We start from the raw sequence: 16,020 nt of genomic DNA on the forward strand, positions 1-16,020 counted from the left end.
CGATCCATAAAACGAAAATGACTTCGAGAGAGACGCATGCCAATCACCGATATCACCCCGTTTCGTCAATTGACCCGCGCCTACACAGCGCTGCTCAATATCAACCATGCGGTAGTGAACTTTCAAACCTTGCAGCGGGATGCTATCCGCGAAGGAATGGTTGGTGTTGAGAATGCGCTCGTTGGTGTTCAGGGCGCAATTTCCGAGATGGCACGGTCTGCCACCCCGCCCGTTGAGTTGCCTGTGCGCGATATCGCTTTGCATGACCGGCTGGGCCTGAGCCTCTTGCTCGACAACTCCTCGCTCGTGGATCGCTGCGTGATCGAGTCGGGTACCTGGGAGGCTGATCAGCTGGCCTATATCGCGCAGCTGACGGAGCTGTTTCGCAAATTCGACAAGCCGCTGTTTCTGGATATTGGTTCGTACTGGGGGTTGTATTCGTTCCTTGCCATGAAGTCTGGGGTTTTTGCCGAGCAGTTTGCATTCGAGGCGGATCGGCATAATTTCTCGCAACTTCAAGCAAACATGTTTCTGAACAAGGCGGGTGGCAGGATCACCGCGATCAATAATGCCGTTTCTGAGGCGCGCGCCGTTTTGAGGTTTCGTGACAGCACCACACACCCTGAAGGGAACCGCGCGGGCGCGAGCGTTATCGGCTGGGACGAAGCTTTTGAAGGTTATGAGGTCGACGCGATCCCGATCGACGCGGTCATTAGCCATACAGGGCGTCACATTCTGATGAAACTCGATGTGGAGGGGCATGAGGCGCAGGTGTTGCGCGGGATGAGGCAAACCGTTCTGAACAACAAAGTGGTGCTGCAGGTTGAGGTTTTCGACCAGCACGCGGATCAGGTCATGGTAGAAGTCGAGAAACTAGGACTTCGCACGATTCACGCTATCTACCCTGATCGGTACCTGACAAACATGACCGACGCCGAACTGGGGCTTGTGTCACCTGCAGCCATGCTTGCCCAGGATTCCGAGGTGGCTGCCACAGTTTGAAACAACCTGCGCCTTACCCGGTTGATTGCCGTGCAATGCCGGGTTTGGTCAAGCCTGACTTGTTTGCGCTCGCGCCCTCTTATGCCCCCTATGGCGGTATCATTGTGTTACATATTCGCATGTTGCCCGCGACTATCGTGCAGGAGCCCCAGGTCGCCCTTCCCCGCTAACATGTTGTTTCAATTGCGATGTCATCGCCCGCTGTCGATTTTGATTTACACAGGAAGCCTTCACGGATGCAGTCCGCCTACACCGTCCTTATCTTGCTGACCTTGGTAAGCGTGTCGAAACTTGTCGGGCGAGTGGTGCCGCTGCCATTGCCACTGGTACAAATCGCCGCCGGTGCGCTGCTGGCCTGGCCGACCCTGGGCCTTCACGTGGCCCTGGACCCTGAACTGTTCCTCTTTCTGTTCCTGCCGCCATTGCTGTTTGCCGATGGCTGGCGTATCCCCAAACGCGAACTGTGGCGCATTCGCGGTCCGGTAGTCGCCTTGGCTGTGGGCCTGGTGCTGTTCACCGTGGTCGGTGCCGGTTACTTCATCCACTGGCTGTTGCCGAGTATCCCTCTCGCTGTGGCGTTCGCGCTCGCCGCCGTGTTGTCGCCGACCGACGCTGTGGCGGTCTCGGCGATTGCTCAAGATCGCCTGCCGACCCCGCTGATGCATATGCTGCAAGGCGAGGCGTTGATGAACGATGCTTCGGGTCTGGTGACGTTCAAGTTCGCCCTGGCTGCGGCGATCACCGGGGTGTTTTCCCTGGCCGATGCCAGTTTCAGCTTCGTTCTGGTCGCCCTCGGGGGCCTGGCGGTGGGGGTTGCCCTGAGCTGGCTGATCGGCCGCCTGCGTAGCTGGATGATCGCCCGCGGCTGGGATGACCCGGCCACCCATGTGGTGTTCATGCTGCTGTTGCCATTCGCCGCCTATGTGCTGGCAGAGCGCCTGGGGGTGTCGGGCATCCTCTCGGCAGTGGCTGCCGGCATGATGCAAAGCTGGCTCGATTTGCTGCCCCGCCAGACCAGTACCCGCTTATTGAACCGCAGTGTCTGGTCGCTGCTGGAGTTCGCGTTCAACGGCCTGATTTTCTTGTTGTTGGGCTTGCAACTGCCAGACATCATCAAGGCGGTGGTCAGCCACGAGGCGACGCTCTGGCCAACCTTGGCTTGGCGCTGCCTGGACGTGCTGGCGATTTTCGCTGCACTGATCGCGCTGCGGTTCATCTGGGTGCAGAGCATCTGGCGCGCCGTCGGCGTTGTCCGGCGCTGGCGCGGCAAGCCGGCGCTGGTGTTGATGCCGACCGCGCGCTCCTGTTGGCTGCTGACGCTGGGCGGCGTGCGCGGGGCGGTGACCTTGGCGGGCGTCATGTCGGTACCCTTGGTGATCGGTGCAGGCCAGGCGTTTCCCGAGCGTGACTTGCTGATTTTCATCGCTGCCGGGGTCATTCTGCTGTCATTGATCAGTGCCTGCATCGCCCTGCCTTTCTTGTTGCGGGGCATTGTCAAGAGCCCGGACGAGCGGCTGCGTCAGGAGGTTCAGGAAGCCTGGCGGCGGACTGCCGAGGCGGCCATCCATGCGCTGGAGGCGGAGGAAGTGATCGATGCCAGCGCGCCGCAGGATGCGGCCCAGGCGACGTTGGCCACCGAGTTGAAGGCGCGGTTGATGGCTGAATATCGAGATGAGCTGAGTGCCTATGACGACACCGCTGAAGCGCGGGCTCTGGCCGAGCAGATGGATTTGCTGGAGCGGCGCTTGCGTCTGCGGGCTTTGCGCGCCCAACGGCTGGAACTGTACAACCTGCATCGCCAGCATCGGGTGGGCGATGAGGTGGTGCGGCAGGTGCTTGGCGAGCTGGATTTGAGCGAGGCGAATCTGGGGCAGGTCAGGTAAAGGGCTGCGACCCGGATGGGCCGCAGCCTGCGCTGGGTTCATTCGCAAGGCGGGGTGCTGTCGATGCGGATGAAAAACTCATTCACGCTGATGAACCCGTCGTTATCGAGGTTCACTTGCTTGATGATCTCGTCGAACTCTTCTTCGCTGTAGACGTCGAGCCAGGCGAGCTTGAACTCTTCGACCGAGACCTTGCCGTCGCCGTTGGCGTCGAGCTCCAGCAAGGTGCTCCTGGCCTTGTCGCACAGGTCCTGGTTGGGCTGTTTCATGGCGTTTGCCTTCTACCGTTTCGGGAATACCCAATGTGCCCGGTAGCAGGCGCCCTGCAGGTCAGGTTTTTCCTCAAGACAGCAGGAAATTGCGGATTCGTTCCGCCGCCTCGATGCATTCGGCCAATGGCGCCACCAGTGCCATGCGCACGCGGCCTGCACCTGGGTTGACACCTTCCACTTCACGCGACAGGTACGAACCCGGCACCACCGTCACATGCTGGGCTTCGAACAGATCGCGGGTGAACGTGGCATCATCGCCCGGGACCTTGGCCCACAGGTAGAAGCTGCCGTCCGGCCGTTGCACATCCATTACCGGCTGCAGGATATCCAGCACGGCGTCGTACTTGGCGCGGTACTGGTCGCGGTTCTCGCGCACATGCGCTTCGTCCTGCCAGGCGGCGATGCTGGCCAGCTGGGTCTGCACCGGCATGGCGCAGCCGTGGTAGGTGCGGTACAGCAGGAACGGCTTGATGATCGCGGCGTCACCGGCGACGAAGCCCGAGCGCAGGCCTGGCAGGTTGGAGCGCTTGGACAGGCTGTGGAACACCACGCAACGCTTGAAGTCGTTACGGCCAAGCTCGGCGCAGGCGCTCAGCAGGCCTGGTGGTGGCGCTTCTTCATCGAAATACAGCTCGCTGTAGCACTCGTCGGCGGCGATCACGAAATCGTGTTCATCGGCCAGGGCGATCAGATTTTTCAGCGTGTCCATCGGCACCAGCGCGCCGGTGGGGTTGCCGGGTGAGCACAGGAAGAGGATCTGGCAACGCTGCCAGACGTCAGCTGGCACGGCATCGAAGTCAGGGTTGAAGCCATTGTCTTCCAGGCACGGCAGGTAATGCGGCGTGGCACCGGCGAGCAGGGCAGCGCCTTCGTAGATCTGGTAGAACGGGTTGGGGCTGACCACCAGGCCGTCGTCGGCGCGGTTGACCACAGCCTGGGTGAAGGCGAACAGCGCTTCGCGGGTGCCGTTGACCGGCAGGATATGGCGGTCGGCATCCAGCCAGCCAGCGGGCACGCCAAAGCGACGTTCACACCACTGACCGATGGCCTGGCGCAGGGCCGGCAGGCCGATAGTGCTCGGGTAGACCGCCAGCTTGTCGAGGTTGTCGGCCATGGCCTGGGCGACAAACGCCGGCGACTCGTGCTTCGGCTCGCCAATCGACAAGGCGATGGCGCGCTTGTCCGCCGCAGGCGTCACGCTGCCCAGCAGGGCGCGGAGTTTCTCGAACGGGTAGGGCTGCAGCTGGGTCAAGGCATGGTTCATCGGCGCAAGGTCTCGTCAATCGTCTAATCGTTAAAAGGTCACGCGGGTGGGGCTGGCGTCGCTGGCCTGGCCGGCCTGCAGCTGCTGCACGATGGCTTCCTGCAGGCGACTGCACAGTTGCGGGTCGGACAGCGGCTGGTTGTTGGCATCGGTGATGAAGAACACGTCCTCCACCCGCTCGCCGAGGGTGGCGATCTTGGCGTTCTGCAGCGACAGGTCGAACTCCAGGAAAATCCGCCCGAGCCGCGCCAGCAGGCCCGGCCGGTCTGGCGCGGTGATTTCGAGGATGGTTACCGGGCGCTGAGCATCGTTGAGGATGGTCACCTGTGGCGGGAAATCGAAGTGCTTGAGCTGGCGCGGCACCCGACGCTGGATGATGGTCGGGTAGTCCTCGGGGTTGCGCAGCGCTTCGGTCAGGCCGTCGCGAATCTGCTTGACCCGCTGCGGGTTGTCGCCAATCGAGCCGCCGTCGTTGTCGAGCACGATGTAGGTGTCGAGGGTGAACTGGCTGCTCGAGGTGATGATCCGCGCGTCATGAATGTTCAGGTTGAGCTGCGACATGGCCGCCACGGTCACCGCGAAGAAATCGTGTTGGTCGGGTGCGTAGATGAAAATCTGCGTGCCGCCTTCGAATTCGCGCGAGGTGGTTTCCTTGATCAGCACCAGCGGCCCGCCATCGGCCGGCTGCTGGAGGATCGCATCGCTGTGCCAGGCCACGTCGGCAGCGGTGTGCTTGAGGAAATAGTCGTCGCCCAACTGCGACCAGAGCTGCTCGACATCGTCTGGGTCGGTGCCCTCGCGTATCAGGATATCCAGCGCCGCGCTCTGGGTCTGGCGGATCTGCTCTTCGCGGTCCAGCGGGTTTTCCAAACCACGGCGCAAGGCGCGCTTGGTTTCGGTGTAGAGCTGGCGCAGCAGGCTGGCGCGCCAGGAGTTCCACAGGCTGGGGTTGGTGGCGTTGATGTCGGCCACGGTCAGCACGTAGAGGTAGTCCAGGCGCGTCTCGTCGCCCACGTGCAGGGCGAAGTCATTGATCACCTGCGGGTCGGAGAGGTCCTTGCGCTGGGCGGTGGTCGACATCACCAGGTGGTTGAGCACCAGCCAGACGATCAGGCGGCTGTCCCAGGCCGGCAGCTGGTGCCGTTCGCAGAACCGCTGCGCGTCTACCGCGCCGAGCTCGGAGTGGTCGCCCTGGCGGCCCTTGCCGATGTCGTGGTACAGCCCGGCCAGGTAGATCAGCTCAGGTTTGGGCAGGCGGCCCATGAGCTTGCTGGCCAGCGGGAATTTCTCGGACACCGGCGTGTACTGCAACTTGCGCAGGTGCTTGATCAGGTTGAGGGTATGCGCATCGACCGTATAGATGTGGAACAGGTCGTGCTGCATTTGTCCGACGATCAGCCCAAACTCCGGCAGGTAGCGGCCGAGGATGCCATAGCGGTTCATCCGCCGCAGGTTGCGGTGGATGCCGATCTCGCACTTGAACAGCTCGATGAACAGGCTGGTGTTGCGGATATCGTTGCGGAAGGTGTCGTCGATCAGGTGCCGGTGTTCGCGCAACAGGCGCACGGTGTCGGCACGCACGCCCTTGATCTCCGGGTGCTGGGCCATCAGCACGAAGATTTCCAGCATGGCGAATGGCGTGCGCTTGAACACATTCGGGCTGACTGCTTCGATATAGCCGTCATGCAGGCGGAAGCGCGCGTTCAGCGGCTGGGTGGTGCCGCTGTCGTCGTCGGCGAGGATCACTTCTTCGAAGTGCTGGATGATCAGGTCGCACAGCTGGCTGATGCTCATCACCACCCGGTAGTACTGCTGCATGAACTGTTCGATGGCGCGCTTGGGGTTTTCGTCGCTGTAGCCCAGCAACGCGGCGATGCTGCGCTGGTGGTCGAACAGCAGGCGGTCTTCGGCGCGGCCGGCGAGCATGTGCAGGGCGTAGCGTACCTTCCACAGGAAGTCCTGGGAGGACGCCAACAGCTCGTTCTCGCTTTCCAGTAAAAAGCCTTCGCCGGCGAGGGCATGCAGGTTCAAGGTGCCGTACTGACGACGGGCCACCCAGAGCACCGTCTGGATGTCGCGCAGGCCGCCGGGCGAACCTTTGACATTGGGTTCGAGGTTGTATTCGGTGTCGTTGTATTTGTGGTGGCGAGCCTTGAGTTCGGCACGCTTGGCCAGGAAGAACTCCTTGCTCGGCCACATGTGGGCGGTGCTGATCACCTCCAGCATGCGCTGGCGCAAGGCTTCGGGGCCGGCGATGGTGCGGCTTTCCATCATGTTGGTTATGACCGTCAGGTCGTCGCGCGCTTGTTCGGCGCATTCGTCGACCGTGCGCACGCTCTGGCCCACTTCCAGGCCAATGTCCCACAACAGGGTCAGAAAGCGTTCGATTGCATCGCGATACTGCTCGTGCTCGGCGGCGCCGAGCAGAATCAGCAGGTCGATATCCGAGTGCGGGTGCAGCTCACCGCGCCCATAACCGCCACACGCGACCAGGGCGATGCCGCTGCTGTCGCCCCAGTCGAACTGCTTCCACGCCTGCTGCAGGATATTGTCGACCAGCCAGGCGCGGTCTTCGATCAAGCGGCGGATTTCACGGCCGTCGCGAAAACGCTTGTCGAGCACCTCGCCGGCCTGGCGAATGGCTTTCTTGAAGGCCGGGATTGGGCTCGCCTTGAGGGCCAGTTCCGCCTGGAACTGGCCGGGGTCGAACAGCTCGGGATCCACCTGGGGCATGCATCGCGTTCCTGTCTGGGAGGCCTCGGCGTGAAATCAGGCCGAGGTGCGCGGGATGGTGTCGTCCTTGCGCAGGGTGAAGATCTCGTAGCCGGTCGCGGTCACCACCAGGGTGTGCTCCCACTGGGCCGAGAGCTTGCGGTCCTTGGTGATGGCGGTCCAGCCGTCGCCCAGCACCTTGGTGTCTGCCTTGCCCTGGTTGATCATCGGCTCGATGGTGAAGGTCATGCCTTCCTTGAGCTCCATGCCGGTACCGGCACGGCCGTAGTGCAGGATCTGCGGCTCTTCGTGGAAGACTTTGCCGATGCCGTGGCCGCAGAACTCGCGTACCACCGAGAAGCCGTTCTTTTCTGCATGCTTCTGGATCACTTCACCGATGTCGCCCAGGCGGCAGCCCGGCTTGACCAGTTCGATGGCCTTGTACATGCATTCCTGAGTGATCTGGGACAGGCGCTCGGCCCATACTGGCACGGTGCCGACGTGGAACATGCGGCTGGTGTCGCCGTGGTAGCCGTCCTTGATCACGGTGACGTCGATGTTCAGCGTGTCACCGTCCTTGAGCGGCTTGTCGTTGGGGATGCCGTGGCAGACCACATGGTTGATCGAGGTGCAGATCGACTTCGGGTAGCCCTTGTAATTGAGCGGGGCAGGGATGGCCTGCTGAACGTTGACGATGTAGTCGTGGCAAAGGCGGTCGAGCTCTTCGGTGGTGACACCGGGCTTGACGTGCTCTTCGATCATTTCCAGCACTTCGGCGGCCAGGCGGCCGGCGATGCGCATCTTCTCGATGTCTTCTGCGGTCTTGATGGTAACGGTCATTACAGGCTCTCTACGGCGCCGCAGGCGGCGCGAACAAACGGGAAAGGCCGGATTCTAACAGAGCAGGGCGGCATTCTGTCGGGATAAAGGCGGCCATGCTGCAGTCTGTAGAGGGCATTCTGGCCTGTTTGGCAGGGTGCTGCAAAAGCCGCTGACGGACGTGTGCTCAACCGGGTTCCGTTCGTTCGCAGTCTGTGGTATAAAATGCGCCGCTTTCGGGGACGACCCCGTCAGCTTAAACCCACACACGTGTCGACACGATGACCTGGGTGCCGCGAATTTTCGGATTCGTGGTTGGTCATTGGGATACGTGGAGGCCCAACCCGACTTATCAAGGAACTATCATGTCCCAAGTCAACATGCGCGATATGCTGAAGGCCGGTGTGCACTTCGGCCACCAGACCCGTTACTGGAACCCGAAAATGGGCAAGTACATTTTCGGCGCGCGTAACAAGATCCACATCATCAACCTGGAAAAAACCCTGCCAATGTTCAACGAAGCTCTGGCTTTCGTAGAGCGTCTGGCGCAGGGCAAGAACAAGATCATGTTCGTTGGCACCAAGCGTTCCGCCGGCAAGATCGTTGCCGAGCAAGCTGCTCGTGCCGGTTCGCCATACGTTGACCACCGCTGGTTGGGCGGCATGCTGACCAACTACAAAACCATCCGTGCTTCGATCAAGCGTCTGCGCGACCTGGAAACCCAGGCCGAAGATGGCACCTTCGCCAAGCTGACCAAGAAAGAAGCCCTGATGCGTTCGCGCGATCTGGAAAAGCTGGACCGCAGCCTGGGTGGTATCAAGGACATGGGCGGCCTGCCTGATGCCCTGTTCGTGATCGACGTTGACCACGAGCGCATTGCTATCACCGAAGCCAACAAGCTGGGCATCCCGGTTATCGGCGTTGTCGATACCAACAGCAGCCCGGAAGGTGTTGATTACATCATCCCAGGCAACGACGACGCCATCCGCGCCATCGAGCTGTACATGACTTCGATGGCCGACGCCATCATCCGCGGCCGCAACAACGTTGCCGGCGGCACCGAAGTCTACGCTGAAGAAGCGGCTGCACCTGCTGCTGAGTAATAGGCGCTAGCGTCTACTTGGCACGCAAAAAGGGGGCTTCGCCCCCTTTTTGCCACCTTGAAATCCTGCTGTCAGCAACGGCCCCGCATCATGGGTCAGCTGAGATAACCACAGCGGATTCGCAGAATTGAACGCCCGTGATGAGCGGGTGGAATGGTTGAAAAACTTTCCAAGAGGATTTTGAAATGGCAGCAATTACTGCAGCGCTGGTCAAAGAACTGCGCGAGCGTACTGGCGAAGGCATGATGGATTGCAAGAAGGCCCTGGAAAAGGCCGGCGGCGACATCGAAAAAGCCATTGACGACATGCGTGCCTCGGGCGCCATCAAGGCCGCCAAAAAGGCTGGCAACGTCGCTGCTGAAGGCGCTATCGCAGTCAAGACCGACGGTAAATCCGCCGTTCTGCTGGAAGTGAACTCGCAGACCGACTTCCTGGCCCTGCAAGACGACTTCAAGAACTTCGTGGCTGAAAGCCTCGAAGAAGCCTTCGCCCAGAAGCTGACCGACGCTGCCCCGCTGATCGCCTCGCGTGAAGCCGCTCGTGAAGCCTTGGTCGCCAAGTGCGGCGAAAACGTCAACATCCGTCGCCTGGTGCGCGTTGAGGGTGACGTTGTCGGTGCTTACCTGCACGGTAACAAGATCGGTGCCGTTGTTGTCCTGAAAGGCGGCGACGTCGAGCTGGCCAAGAACATCGCCATGCACGTTGCAGCGTCGAACCCAGAGTTCCTGGATGCATCGGAAATCTCCGCCGAAGCCATCGAGCGTGAGAAGAACGTCTTCCTGCAGCTCAACGCCGACAAGATCGCTGGCAAGCCAGAAAACATCGTTGAGAACATGATCAACGGCCGTATCACCAAGTTCAAAGCCGAAGCCTCGCTGAAAGAGCAAGCCTTCGTCATGAACCCAGAAGTCAAAGTCGGCGAGCTGGCCAAGAAAGCCGGTGCTGAAATCGTTTCCTTCACCTACTTCAAAGTAGGCGAAGGCATCGAGAAGCCGGTCGACGACTTCGCTGCTGAAGTTGCCGCTCAGGTAGCTGCCGCCAAGCAGTAAGACAGCCTCGTCTGTCGCCCCAAAGAGGCTGCCCGCTCACGCGCGCAGCCTCTTTGTCAAAGCGGGAGCGGTTTTCAAGGCCGTTGTTCGCTGACGCAGTCGCTGCGTCACGTTAGAGTTACACGCAGGCTCAAGAAGCCCGCCAGAATTTTACAAACGCCGCAGGAGAGATTCGCAATGGCTCAGCAGGGCAGTGGTCATCAGGCTCGCTATAAACGCATTCTACTCAAACTAAGCGGCGAGGCCCTGATGGGCTCGGAAGAGTTCGGGATCGACCCCAAGGTCCTGGATCGCATGGCATTGGAAGTCGGTCAGCTGGTCGGCATCGGTGTTCAGGTAGGCTTGGTGATCGGTGGTGGCAACCTGTTCCGTGGTGCGGCGCTCAGTGCAGCCGGCATGGACCGCGTCACTGGCGACCACATGGGCATGCTGGCTACCGTGATGAACGCCCTGGCAATGCGCGATGCGCTGGAGCGGGCGAACATCACTGCCATCGTCATGTCGGCGATTTCCATGGTGGGTGTGACCGATCACTATGATCGTCGCAAAGCCATGCGTCACCTGAACGCCAAGGAAGTCGTAATCTTCGCTGCCGGTACCGGCAACCCGTTCTTCACCACCGATTCCGCCGCTTGCCTGCGCGCCATCGAAATCGATGCCGACGTAGTATTGAAAGCAACCAAGGTCGATGGTGTATACACTGCAGATCCATTCAAGGACCCGCATGCCGAGAAGTTCGATCATCTGTCATACGATGAAGTGCTGGATCGCAAGCTGGGCGTGATGGACCTGACGGCAATTTGCCTGTGCCGCGACCACAAGATGCCGCTGCGCGTCTTCAACATGAACAAGCCCGGCGCCCTGCTCAACATCGTGCATGGCGGCGCGGAAGGAACTCTGATCGAGGAAGTTCAGAAATGATCAACGACATCAAGAAAGATACCCAGGAACGCATGGGTAAATCCATCGAGGCCCTGGGCCGCCATCTGGCAGCCATTCGCACCGGTCGTGCTCACCCGAGCATCCTGGACAGCGTCAAGGTCCCGGCCTGGGGTAGCGACATGCCGCTCAACCAGGTGGCCGCAATCACCGTCGAAGATGCGCGTACCCTGAAAATCGTCGCCCACGACAAGAACCTGAGCGCAGCCATCGAGAAGGCGATCCTGACGTCCGATCTGGGTCTGAACCCATCCAGCGCCGGCACCACCATTCGCGTTCCGATGCCGGCCCTGACCGAAGAAACCCGCAAGGGTTACACCAAGCAGGCCAGCGCCGTTGCCGAGGATGCCAAGGTTGCCGTGCGCAACGTGCGTCGTGACGCCCTGGCAGACCTTAAAAAGCTGACCAAGGACAAGGAAATCAGCGAAGACGAGGAGCGTCGCGCCGCTGACGAAATCCAGAAGCTGACCGACAAGTTCGTCGCCGAAATCGACGCTGCGTACAAAGCCAAGGAAAAGGACCTGTTGGCCGTCTAAGGCCGAGGTTTTTTAATGGAAAAGACCAAGCTGGCGGCACCGTCTTCGGTGCCGCGTCACGTCGCGATCATCATGGATGGCAATAATCGCTGGGCGAAGAAGCGCCTGCTGCCCGGCGTTGCCGGGCACAAGGCCGGCGTCGATGCCGTGCGTGCGGTGATTGAAGTCTGTGCCCAGTCCGGGGTCGAGGTACTGACCCTGTTCGCCTTCTCCAGTGAAAACTGGCAGCGCCCGGCCGAAGAGGTCGGTGCGTTGATGGAGCTGTTCTTCTCGGCCTTGCGCCGCGAGGCCAAGCGCCTCGATGAGAACAACATCAGCCTGCGCATCATTGGCGATCGTTCGCGTTTCCACCCGGAGCTGCAGGCCGCCATGCGCGAAGCCGAGGCGCTGACGGCTGGCAACAATCGCTTCATTCTGCAGATCGCCGCCAATTACGGTGGTCAGTGGGATATCGCCCAGGCTGCGCAGCGCTTGGCACGTGAAGTCCAGGCCGGCCACTTGCGCCCCGACGACATCACGCCAGGCCTGCTGCAGACCTGTCTGGCCACCGGCGAGCTGCCGTTGCCTGACCTGTGCATCCGCACCGGTGGCGAGCACCGCATCAGCAACTTCCTGTTGTGGCAACTGGCCTACGCCGAACTGTACTTCTCCGACCTTTACTGGCCGGACTTCAAACACGAGGCCATGCGCAATGCCCTGGCCGATTTCGCTTCGCGCCAGCGCCGCTTCGGTAAGACCAGCGAGCAGGTCGAGGCTGGAGCTCGTGCTTAATGCTTAAACAACGCATCATTACCGCGCTGATCCTGCTGCCGATCGCGCTGGGTGGCTTCTTTCTCCTCAATGGTGGAGATTTCGCCCTGTTCATCGGCTTCGTGGTCACCCTCGGTGCCTGGGAGTGGGCGCGTCTGGCCGGGTTGATGGCCCAGCCGCTGCGCATCGCCTACGCCGCTGTGGTCGCTGGGGCGCTGATGCTGCTCTACCTGATGCCTGATCTGGCCCCATGGGTGCTCGGTGCTTCGGTGATCTGGTGGGGGCTGGCGACCTGGCTGGTGCTGACCTATCCGCGCAGTAGCGAGCTATGGGCCAGCGCCGCCTGTCGCCTGCTGATCGGCCTGCTGATCCTGCTGCCGGCCTGGCAAGGCCTGGTGCTGCTCAAGCACTGGCCTTTGGGCAACTGGCTGATTCTCTCGGTCATGGTGCTGGTGTGGGCTGCCGATATTGGCGCTTACTTCTCTGGTCGTGCCTTTGGCAAGCGCAAGCTGGCGCCGCAGGTCAGTCCGGGCAAGAGCTGGGAAGGTGTGTACGGCGGCCTGGCGGTCAGCCTGGTGATCACCCTGGTGGTCGGCATCAGCCGCGATTGGGGTATCGGCCAGATTCTGCTGGGGCTGGTGGGCGCCGCGCTGGTGGTCATGTCGTCGGTGATCGGTGACCTGACCGAGAGCATGTTCAAGCGCCGTTCCGGTATCAAGGACAGCAGCAACCTGCTGCCGGGCCATGGCGGGGTGCTCGACCGCATCGACAGCCTCACCGCAGCCATCCCGATCTTCGCCGTGCTGTTGTGGGCTGCCGAATGGGGTGTGATGTGAGTGCGTTGCAGCGCATCACCGTATTGGGCGCAACCGGCTCGATCGGCCTCAGCACGCTGGACGTGATCGCCCGCCATCCCGAGCGCTATCAGGTGTTCGCGTTGAGCGGTTACTCGCGTATCGACCAGCTGCTGGCCCTGTGCGTGCTGCATCGCCCGGCCTATGCCGTGGTACCCAATGGCGAAGCGGCCGTGCGCTTGCGTGCAGGCTTGGCCAGCGCCGGCTGCGCCACTGAGGTGCTGGAAGGTGAGGCGGGGCTCTGTGAGGTCGCGTCCGCTCCTGAAGTGGATGCCGTCATGGCCGCCATCGTTGGTGCCGCGGGCCTGCGTCCGACCTTGGCCGCTGTCGAGGCGGGCAAGAAAGTACTGTTGGCCAACAAGGAAGCGCTGGTGATGTCTGGCGCGCTGTTCATGGAGGCCGTGCGACGCAGTGGTGCCGTGCTGCTGCCGATCGACAGCGAGCACAACGCGATTTTCCAATGCCTGCCTGGCGACTATGAGCGAGGCCTGAGCCAAGTTGGCGTAAGGCGCATCCTGCTGACCGCATCAGGTGGCCCGTTCCGCGAAACGCCGCAAGCAGCGCTTGCCGATGTCACGCCTGAACAGGCCTGTGCCCATCCGAACTGGTCCATGGGTCGAAAGATTTCAGTGGACTCGGCGAGCATGATGAACAAGGGCCTGGAGCTGATCGAGGCTTGCTGGCTGTTCGATGCGGCGCCGGCCAAGGTCGAGGTGGTGGTGCATCCGCAGAGCGTGATCCACTCGCTGGTAGACTACGTCGACGGTTCGGTGCTGGCCCAATTGGGCAACCCGGATATGCGCACGCCCATTGCCAATGCCCTGGCCTGGCCTGAGCGAATCGATTCCGGGGTCGCGCCGTTGGACCTGTTCGCAATCGCTCGCCTGGACTTCCAGGCGCCCGACGAACAGCGCTTCCCTTGCCTGCGCCTGGCTCGACAGGCTGCCGAAGCCGGCAACAGCGCACCAGCGGTGCTCAACGCCGCCAACGAGGTCGCGGTCGAGGCATTTCTTGAGCGGCGTATCCGCTTCCCGGAGATCGCGGGTATGATCGAACAGGTACTCGAGCAGGAGCCCGTGGTTCCTGTGCCTTCGCTCGATGCGGTATTTGCCGCTGACCAGCGCGCCCGGGAGTTGTCCCGCGAGTGGCTGAGGCGGCACGGCCGTTGATCGCCGTTGCGCCTGAGTTTGTACGAAACGTCGTTCCGCTGAGCGTCATTCGGAGAAAGACATGACTGCGCTGTACATGATTATCGGCACCCTGGTGGCCCTGGGTGTACTGGTGACTTTCCACGAATTCGGCCACTTCTGGGTGGCCCGGCGTTGCGGCGTCAAGGTGCTGCGCTTTTCCGTAGGCTTCGGCCCGGGGCTCTTGCGTTGGCATGATCGCCACGGCACCGAATTCGTGGTGGCAGCGATCCCCCTGGGCGGCTATGTCAAGATGCTCGATGAGCGTGAGGGCGAAGTGCCGCCTGCGCTGATCGAGCAGTCGTTCAATCGCAAATCGGTGCGTCAGCGCATCGCCATCGTCGCCGCCGGGCCGATTGCCAACTTCCTGCTGGCCATCGTGTTCTTCTGGATTCTGGCCATGCTGGGTAGCCAGCAGGTCCGCCCAGTGATCGGTGCGGTCGAGTCGGGAAGCCTGGCAGCTTCGGCTGGCCTGGTTGCCGGCCAGGAAATTGTATCCATCGATGGCAAGCCGACCAACGGTTGGTCGGCGGTCAATCTGCAGTTGGTGCGTCGTCTGGGTGAAAGTGGAACGCTGCAGGTAGGCGTGCGCGACGAGGGTGCGACTGCCGAGCGTCAGTTGCAGGTCAAGCTGGACAGTTGGCTGAAAGGTGCGGACGAGCCGGACCCGATTCAGTCGCTCGGCTTGCGCCCTTGGCGCCCGGCAGTCGAGCCGGTGCTGGCCGAGATCGATCCAAAGGGGCCGGCCGCCGCTGCCGGGTTGAAGTCCGGTGACAAGCTGCTGGCTTTCGATGGCGTTGCACTCAGCGACTGGCAACAGGTCGTCGACCGGGTGCGTGCCCGCCCCGAAGCCAAGGTCGTGGTTCGCGTCGAGCGCGATGGCGCAGCCTTGGATGTGCCGGTCACCCTCGCCCGCAAGGGTGAGGGCAAGGCCGCCGGTGGCTACCTGGGGGCTGGTGTGAAAGGCGCCGAATGGCCCGCCAGCATGCTTCGCGAGGTCAGTTACGGGCCGCTCGAGGCGGTAGGAGAGGGGCTTTCGCGCACTTGGAACATGAGTGTCCTGACCCTCGAATCGCTGAAGAAAATGCTGTTCGGTGAGCTCTCGGTAAAAAACTTGAGCGGACCGATAACCATTGCTAAAGTGGCGGGCGCTTCGGCCCAGTCCGGCGTGGGGGACTTCCTGAACTTCCTCGCCTACCTGAGCATAAGCCTGGGGGTTCTTAATCTGCTGCCCATTCCAGTACTGGATGGGGGGCATTTGCTGTTTTACCTGGTCGAGTGGGCGCGCGGTCGTCCGCTGTCTGATCGGGTGCAAGGTTGGGGGGTCCAGATCGGTATCAGTTTGGTCGTAGGGGTGATGTTGCTCGCCCTGATCAACGATCTGGGTCGACTATAAAAGCTTCGCATTGCGAACCTGCTGCCTTTTCGCGGCAGGTTGTTTATTGCCAGTTGGAATAAAAGGACTTCATGAAACGTCTGCTGCTAACTGCGGTCCTCTCCGCACTGATGATCGCTGAAGTTCACGCCGAGTCCTTCACCATCTCCGATATTCGTGTCAACGGCCTGCAGCGGGTATCCGCCGGCAGCGTGTTCGGCGCCTTGCCCCTGAACGTGGGCGATCAGGCCGATGACCGGCGCCTGGTGGATTCG

The 16,020-nt window shown here is 61.5% G+C and carries 14 protein-coding genes and 1 pseudogene; 11 read left to right on the forward strand and 4 right to left on the reverse strand.

The features are described 5' to 3' along the window. Window positions 1–36: 36 nt before the first annotated feature. Together ACIPZF_RS21715 and ACIPZF_RS21720 are read left to right on the forward strand one after the other, a co-directional pair. A complete protein-coding gene (locus ACIPZF_RS21715) occupies window positions 37–1,002 on the forward strand; it encodes an FkbM family methyltransferase (protein ID WP_400803040.1) in 966 nt (321 codons plus the stop codon). Window positions 1,003–1,238: 236 nt separating this feature from the next. Further along, window positions 1,239–2,885: a Na+/H+ antiporter gene (locus tag ACIPZF_RS21720; protein ID WP_400803043.1), complete on the forward strand. Its 1,647-nt coding sequence runs from the start codon at window positions 1,239–1,241 to the stop codon at window positions 2,883–2,885. Window positions 2,886–2,923: 38 nt separating this feature from the next. On the opposite strand, the gene ACIPZF_RS21725 is transcribed toward ACIPZF_RS21720, so the two are convergent. From ACIPZF_RS21725 to map, 4 genes are all read right to left on the reverse strand, one after another. Then, window positions 2,924–3,154: an EF-hand domain-containing protein gene (locus ACIPZF_RS21725; RefSeq protein ID WP_400803044.1), complete on the reverse strand. Its 231-nt coding sequence runs from the start codon at window positions 3,152–3,154 to the stop codon at window positions 2,924–2,926. Window positions 3,155–3,227: 73 nt separating this feature from the next. Then, window positions 3,228–4,421 (reverse strand): succinyldiaminopimelate transaminase, encoded by a 1,194-nt coding sequence (gene dapC, locus ACIPZF_RS21730; RefSeq protein WP_400803047.1) that lies wholly within the window; start codon window positions 4,419–4,421, stop codon window positions 3,228–3,230. 30 nt (window positions 4,422–4,451) lie between these two features. Then, window positions 4,452–7,154, reverse strand: coding sequence for a [protein-PII] uridylyltransferase (locus ACIPZF_RS21735; RefSeq protein WP_400803049.1), 2,703 nt, complete (start codon window positions 7,152–7,154; stop codon window positions 4,452–4,454). Between the two features lie 36 nt (window positions 7,155–7,190). Next, window positions 7,191–7,973, reverse strand: a complete 783-nt coding sequence (map, locus tag ACIPZF_RS21740; protein WP_400803052.1) for a type I methionyl aminopeptidase — start codon at window positions 7,971–7,973, stop codon at window positions 7,191–7,193. Between the two features lie 344 nt (window positions 7,974–8,317). On the opposite strand from map, the gene rpsB reads away from it, so the two are divergent. The 9 genes and pseudogenes from rpsB to ACIPZF_RS21785 form a co-directional block, all read left to right on the forward strand. Beyond that, window positions 8,318–9,055 carry a 30S ribosomal protein S2 gene (rpsB, locus tag ACIPZF_RS21745; RefSeq protein ID WP_027595792.1) on the forward strand — a complete coding sequence of 246 codons (738 nt, stop codon included), beginning with the start codon at window positions 8,318–8,320 and terminating at the stop codon, window positions 9,053–9,055. A gap of 185 nt (window positions 9,056–9,240) precedes the next feature. Continuing rightward, the gene (gene tsf / locus ACIPZF_RS21750; protein WP_008094914.1) at window positions 9,241–10,104 is read left to right on the forward strand and encodes a translation elongation factor Ts; all 864 of its coding nucleotides are present in this window, start codon (window positions 9,241–9,243) and stop codon (window positions 10,102–10,104) included. 177 nt (window positions 10,105–10,281) lie between these two features. Beyond that, on the forward strand, window positions 10,282–11,025 hold the full coding sequence (pyrH, locus tag ACIPZF_RS21755) for a UMP kinase (protein WP_200140814.1): 744 nt from the start codon (window positions 10,282–10,284) through the stop codon (window positions 11,023–11,025). Beyond that, window positions 11,022–11,579 carry a ribosome recycling factor gene (gene frr, locus ACIPZF_RS21760; RefSeq protein ID WP_400803056.1) on the forward strand — a complete coding sequence of 186 codons (558 nt, stop codon included), beginning with the start codon at window positions 11,022–11,024 and terminating at the stop codon, window positions 11,577–11,579. Before pyrH ends, frr begins: the two co-directional genes overlap by 4 nt. A 15-nt stretch (window positions 11,580–11,594) precedes the next feature. Continuing rightward, window positions 11,595–12,350 carry a polyprenyl diphosphate synthase gene (gene uppS / locus ACIPZF_RS21765; protein ID WP_400803059.1) on the forward strand — a complete coding sequence of 252 codons (756 nt, stop codon included), beginning with the start codon at window positions 11,595–11,597 and terminating at the stop codon, window positions 12,348–12,350. Next, window positions 12,350–13,165, forward strand: a complete 816-nt coding sequence (locus ACIPZF_RS21770) for a phosphatidate cytidylyltransferase (RefSeq protein WP_400803062.1) — start codon at window positions 12,350–12,352, stop codon at window positions 13,163–13,165. Before uppS ends, ACIPZF_RS21770 begins: the two co-directional genes overlap by 1 nt. After that, the gene (gene ispC / locus ACIPZF_RS21775) at window positions 13,162–14,352 is read left to right on the forward strand and encodes a 1-deoxy-D-xylulose-5-phosphate reductoisomerase (RefSeq protein WP_400803065.1); all 1,191 of its coding nucleotides are present in this window, start codon (window positions 13,162–13,164) and stop codon (window positions 14,350–14,352) included. Before ACIPZF_RS21770 ends, ispC begins: the two co-directional genes overlap by 4 nt. Before the next feature lie 61 nt (window positions 14,353–14,413). Further along, on the forward strand, window positions 14,414–15,766 hold the full coding sequence (gene rseP, locus ACIPZF_RS21780) for an RIP metalloprotease RseP (RefSeq protein ID WP_400803066.1): 1,353 nt from the start codon (window positions 14,414–14,416) through the stop codon (window positions 15,764–15,766). 71 nt (window positions 15,767–15,837) lie between these two features. Continuing rightward, a pseudogene (locus ACIPZF_RS21785) lies at window positions 15,838–16,020 on the forward strand (outer membrane assembly protein); the annotation flags it as partial.

The sequence above is a fragment of the Pseudomonas sp. NPDC089752 genome (genome assembly GCF_044748725.1).
GTDB lineage: Bacteria > Pseudomonadota > Gammaproteobacteria > Pseudomonadales > Pseudomonadaceae > Aquipseudomonas.

Bases quoted from the DNA above. Each gene is read 5' to 3' on its own strand.
- rpsB (WP_027595792.1), top strand. From the start codon at position 8,318: ATGTCCCAAGTCAACATGCGCGATATGCTGAAGGCCGGTGTGCACTTC.
- frr (WP_400803056.1), top strand. From the start codon at position 11,022: ATGATCAACGACATCAAGAAAGATACCCAGGAACGCATGGGTAAATCC.
- map (WP_400803052.1), bottom strand. From the start codon at position 7,973: ATGACCGTTACCATCAAGACCGCAGAAGACATCGAGAAGATGCGCATC.
- pyrH (WP_200140814.1), top strand. From the start codon at position 10,282: ATGGCTCAGCAGGGCAGTGGTCATCAGGCTCGCTATAAACGCATTCTA.
- uppS (WP_400803059.1), top strand. From the start codon at position 11,595: ATGGAAAAGACCAAGCTGGCGGCACCGTCTTCGGTGCCGCGTCACGTC.
- ACIPZF_RS21725 (WP_400803044.1), bottom strand. From the start codon at position 3,154: ATGAAACAGCCCAACCAGGACCTGTGCGACAAGGCCAGGAGCACCTTG.
- ACIPZF_RS21720 (WP_400803043.1), top strand. From the start codon at position 1,239: ATGCAGTCCGCCTACACCGTCCTTATCTTGCTGACCTTGGTAAGCGTG.
- tsf (WP_008094914.1), top strand. From the start codon at position 9,241: ATGGCAGCAATTACTGCAGCGCTGGTCAAAGAACTGCGCGAGCGTACT.
- ACIPZF_RS21735 (WP_400803049.1), bottom strand. From the start codon at position 7,154: ATGCCCCAGGTGGATCCCGAGCTGTTCGACCCCGGCCAGTTCCAGGCG.
- ACIPZF_RS21715 (WP_400803040.1), top strand. From the start codon at position 37: ATGCCAATCACCGATATCACCCCGTTTCGTCAATTGACCCGCGCCTAC.
- dapC (WP_400803047.1), bottom strand. From the start codon at position 4,421: ATGAACCATGCCTTGACCCAGCTGCAGCCCTACCCGTTCGAGAAACTC.
- ACIPZF_RS21770 (WP_400803062.1), top strand. From the start codon at position 12,350: ATGCTTAAACAACGCATCATTACCGCGCTGATCCTGCTGCCGATCGCG.
- rseP (WP_400803066.1), top strand. From the start codon at position 14,414: ATGACTGCGCTGTACATGATTATCGGCACCCTGGTGGCCCTGGGTGTA.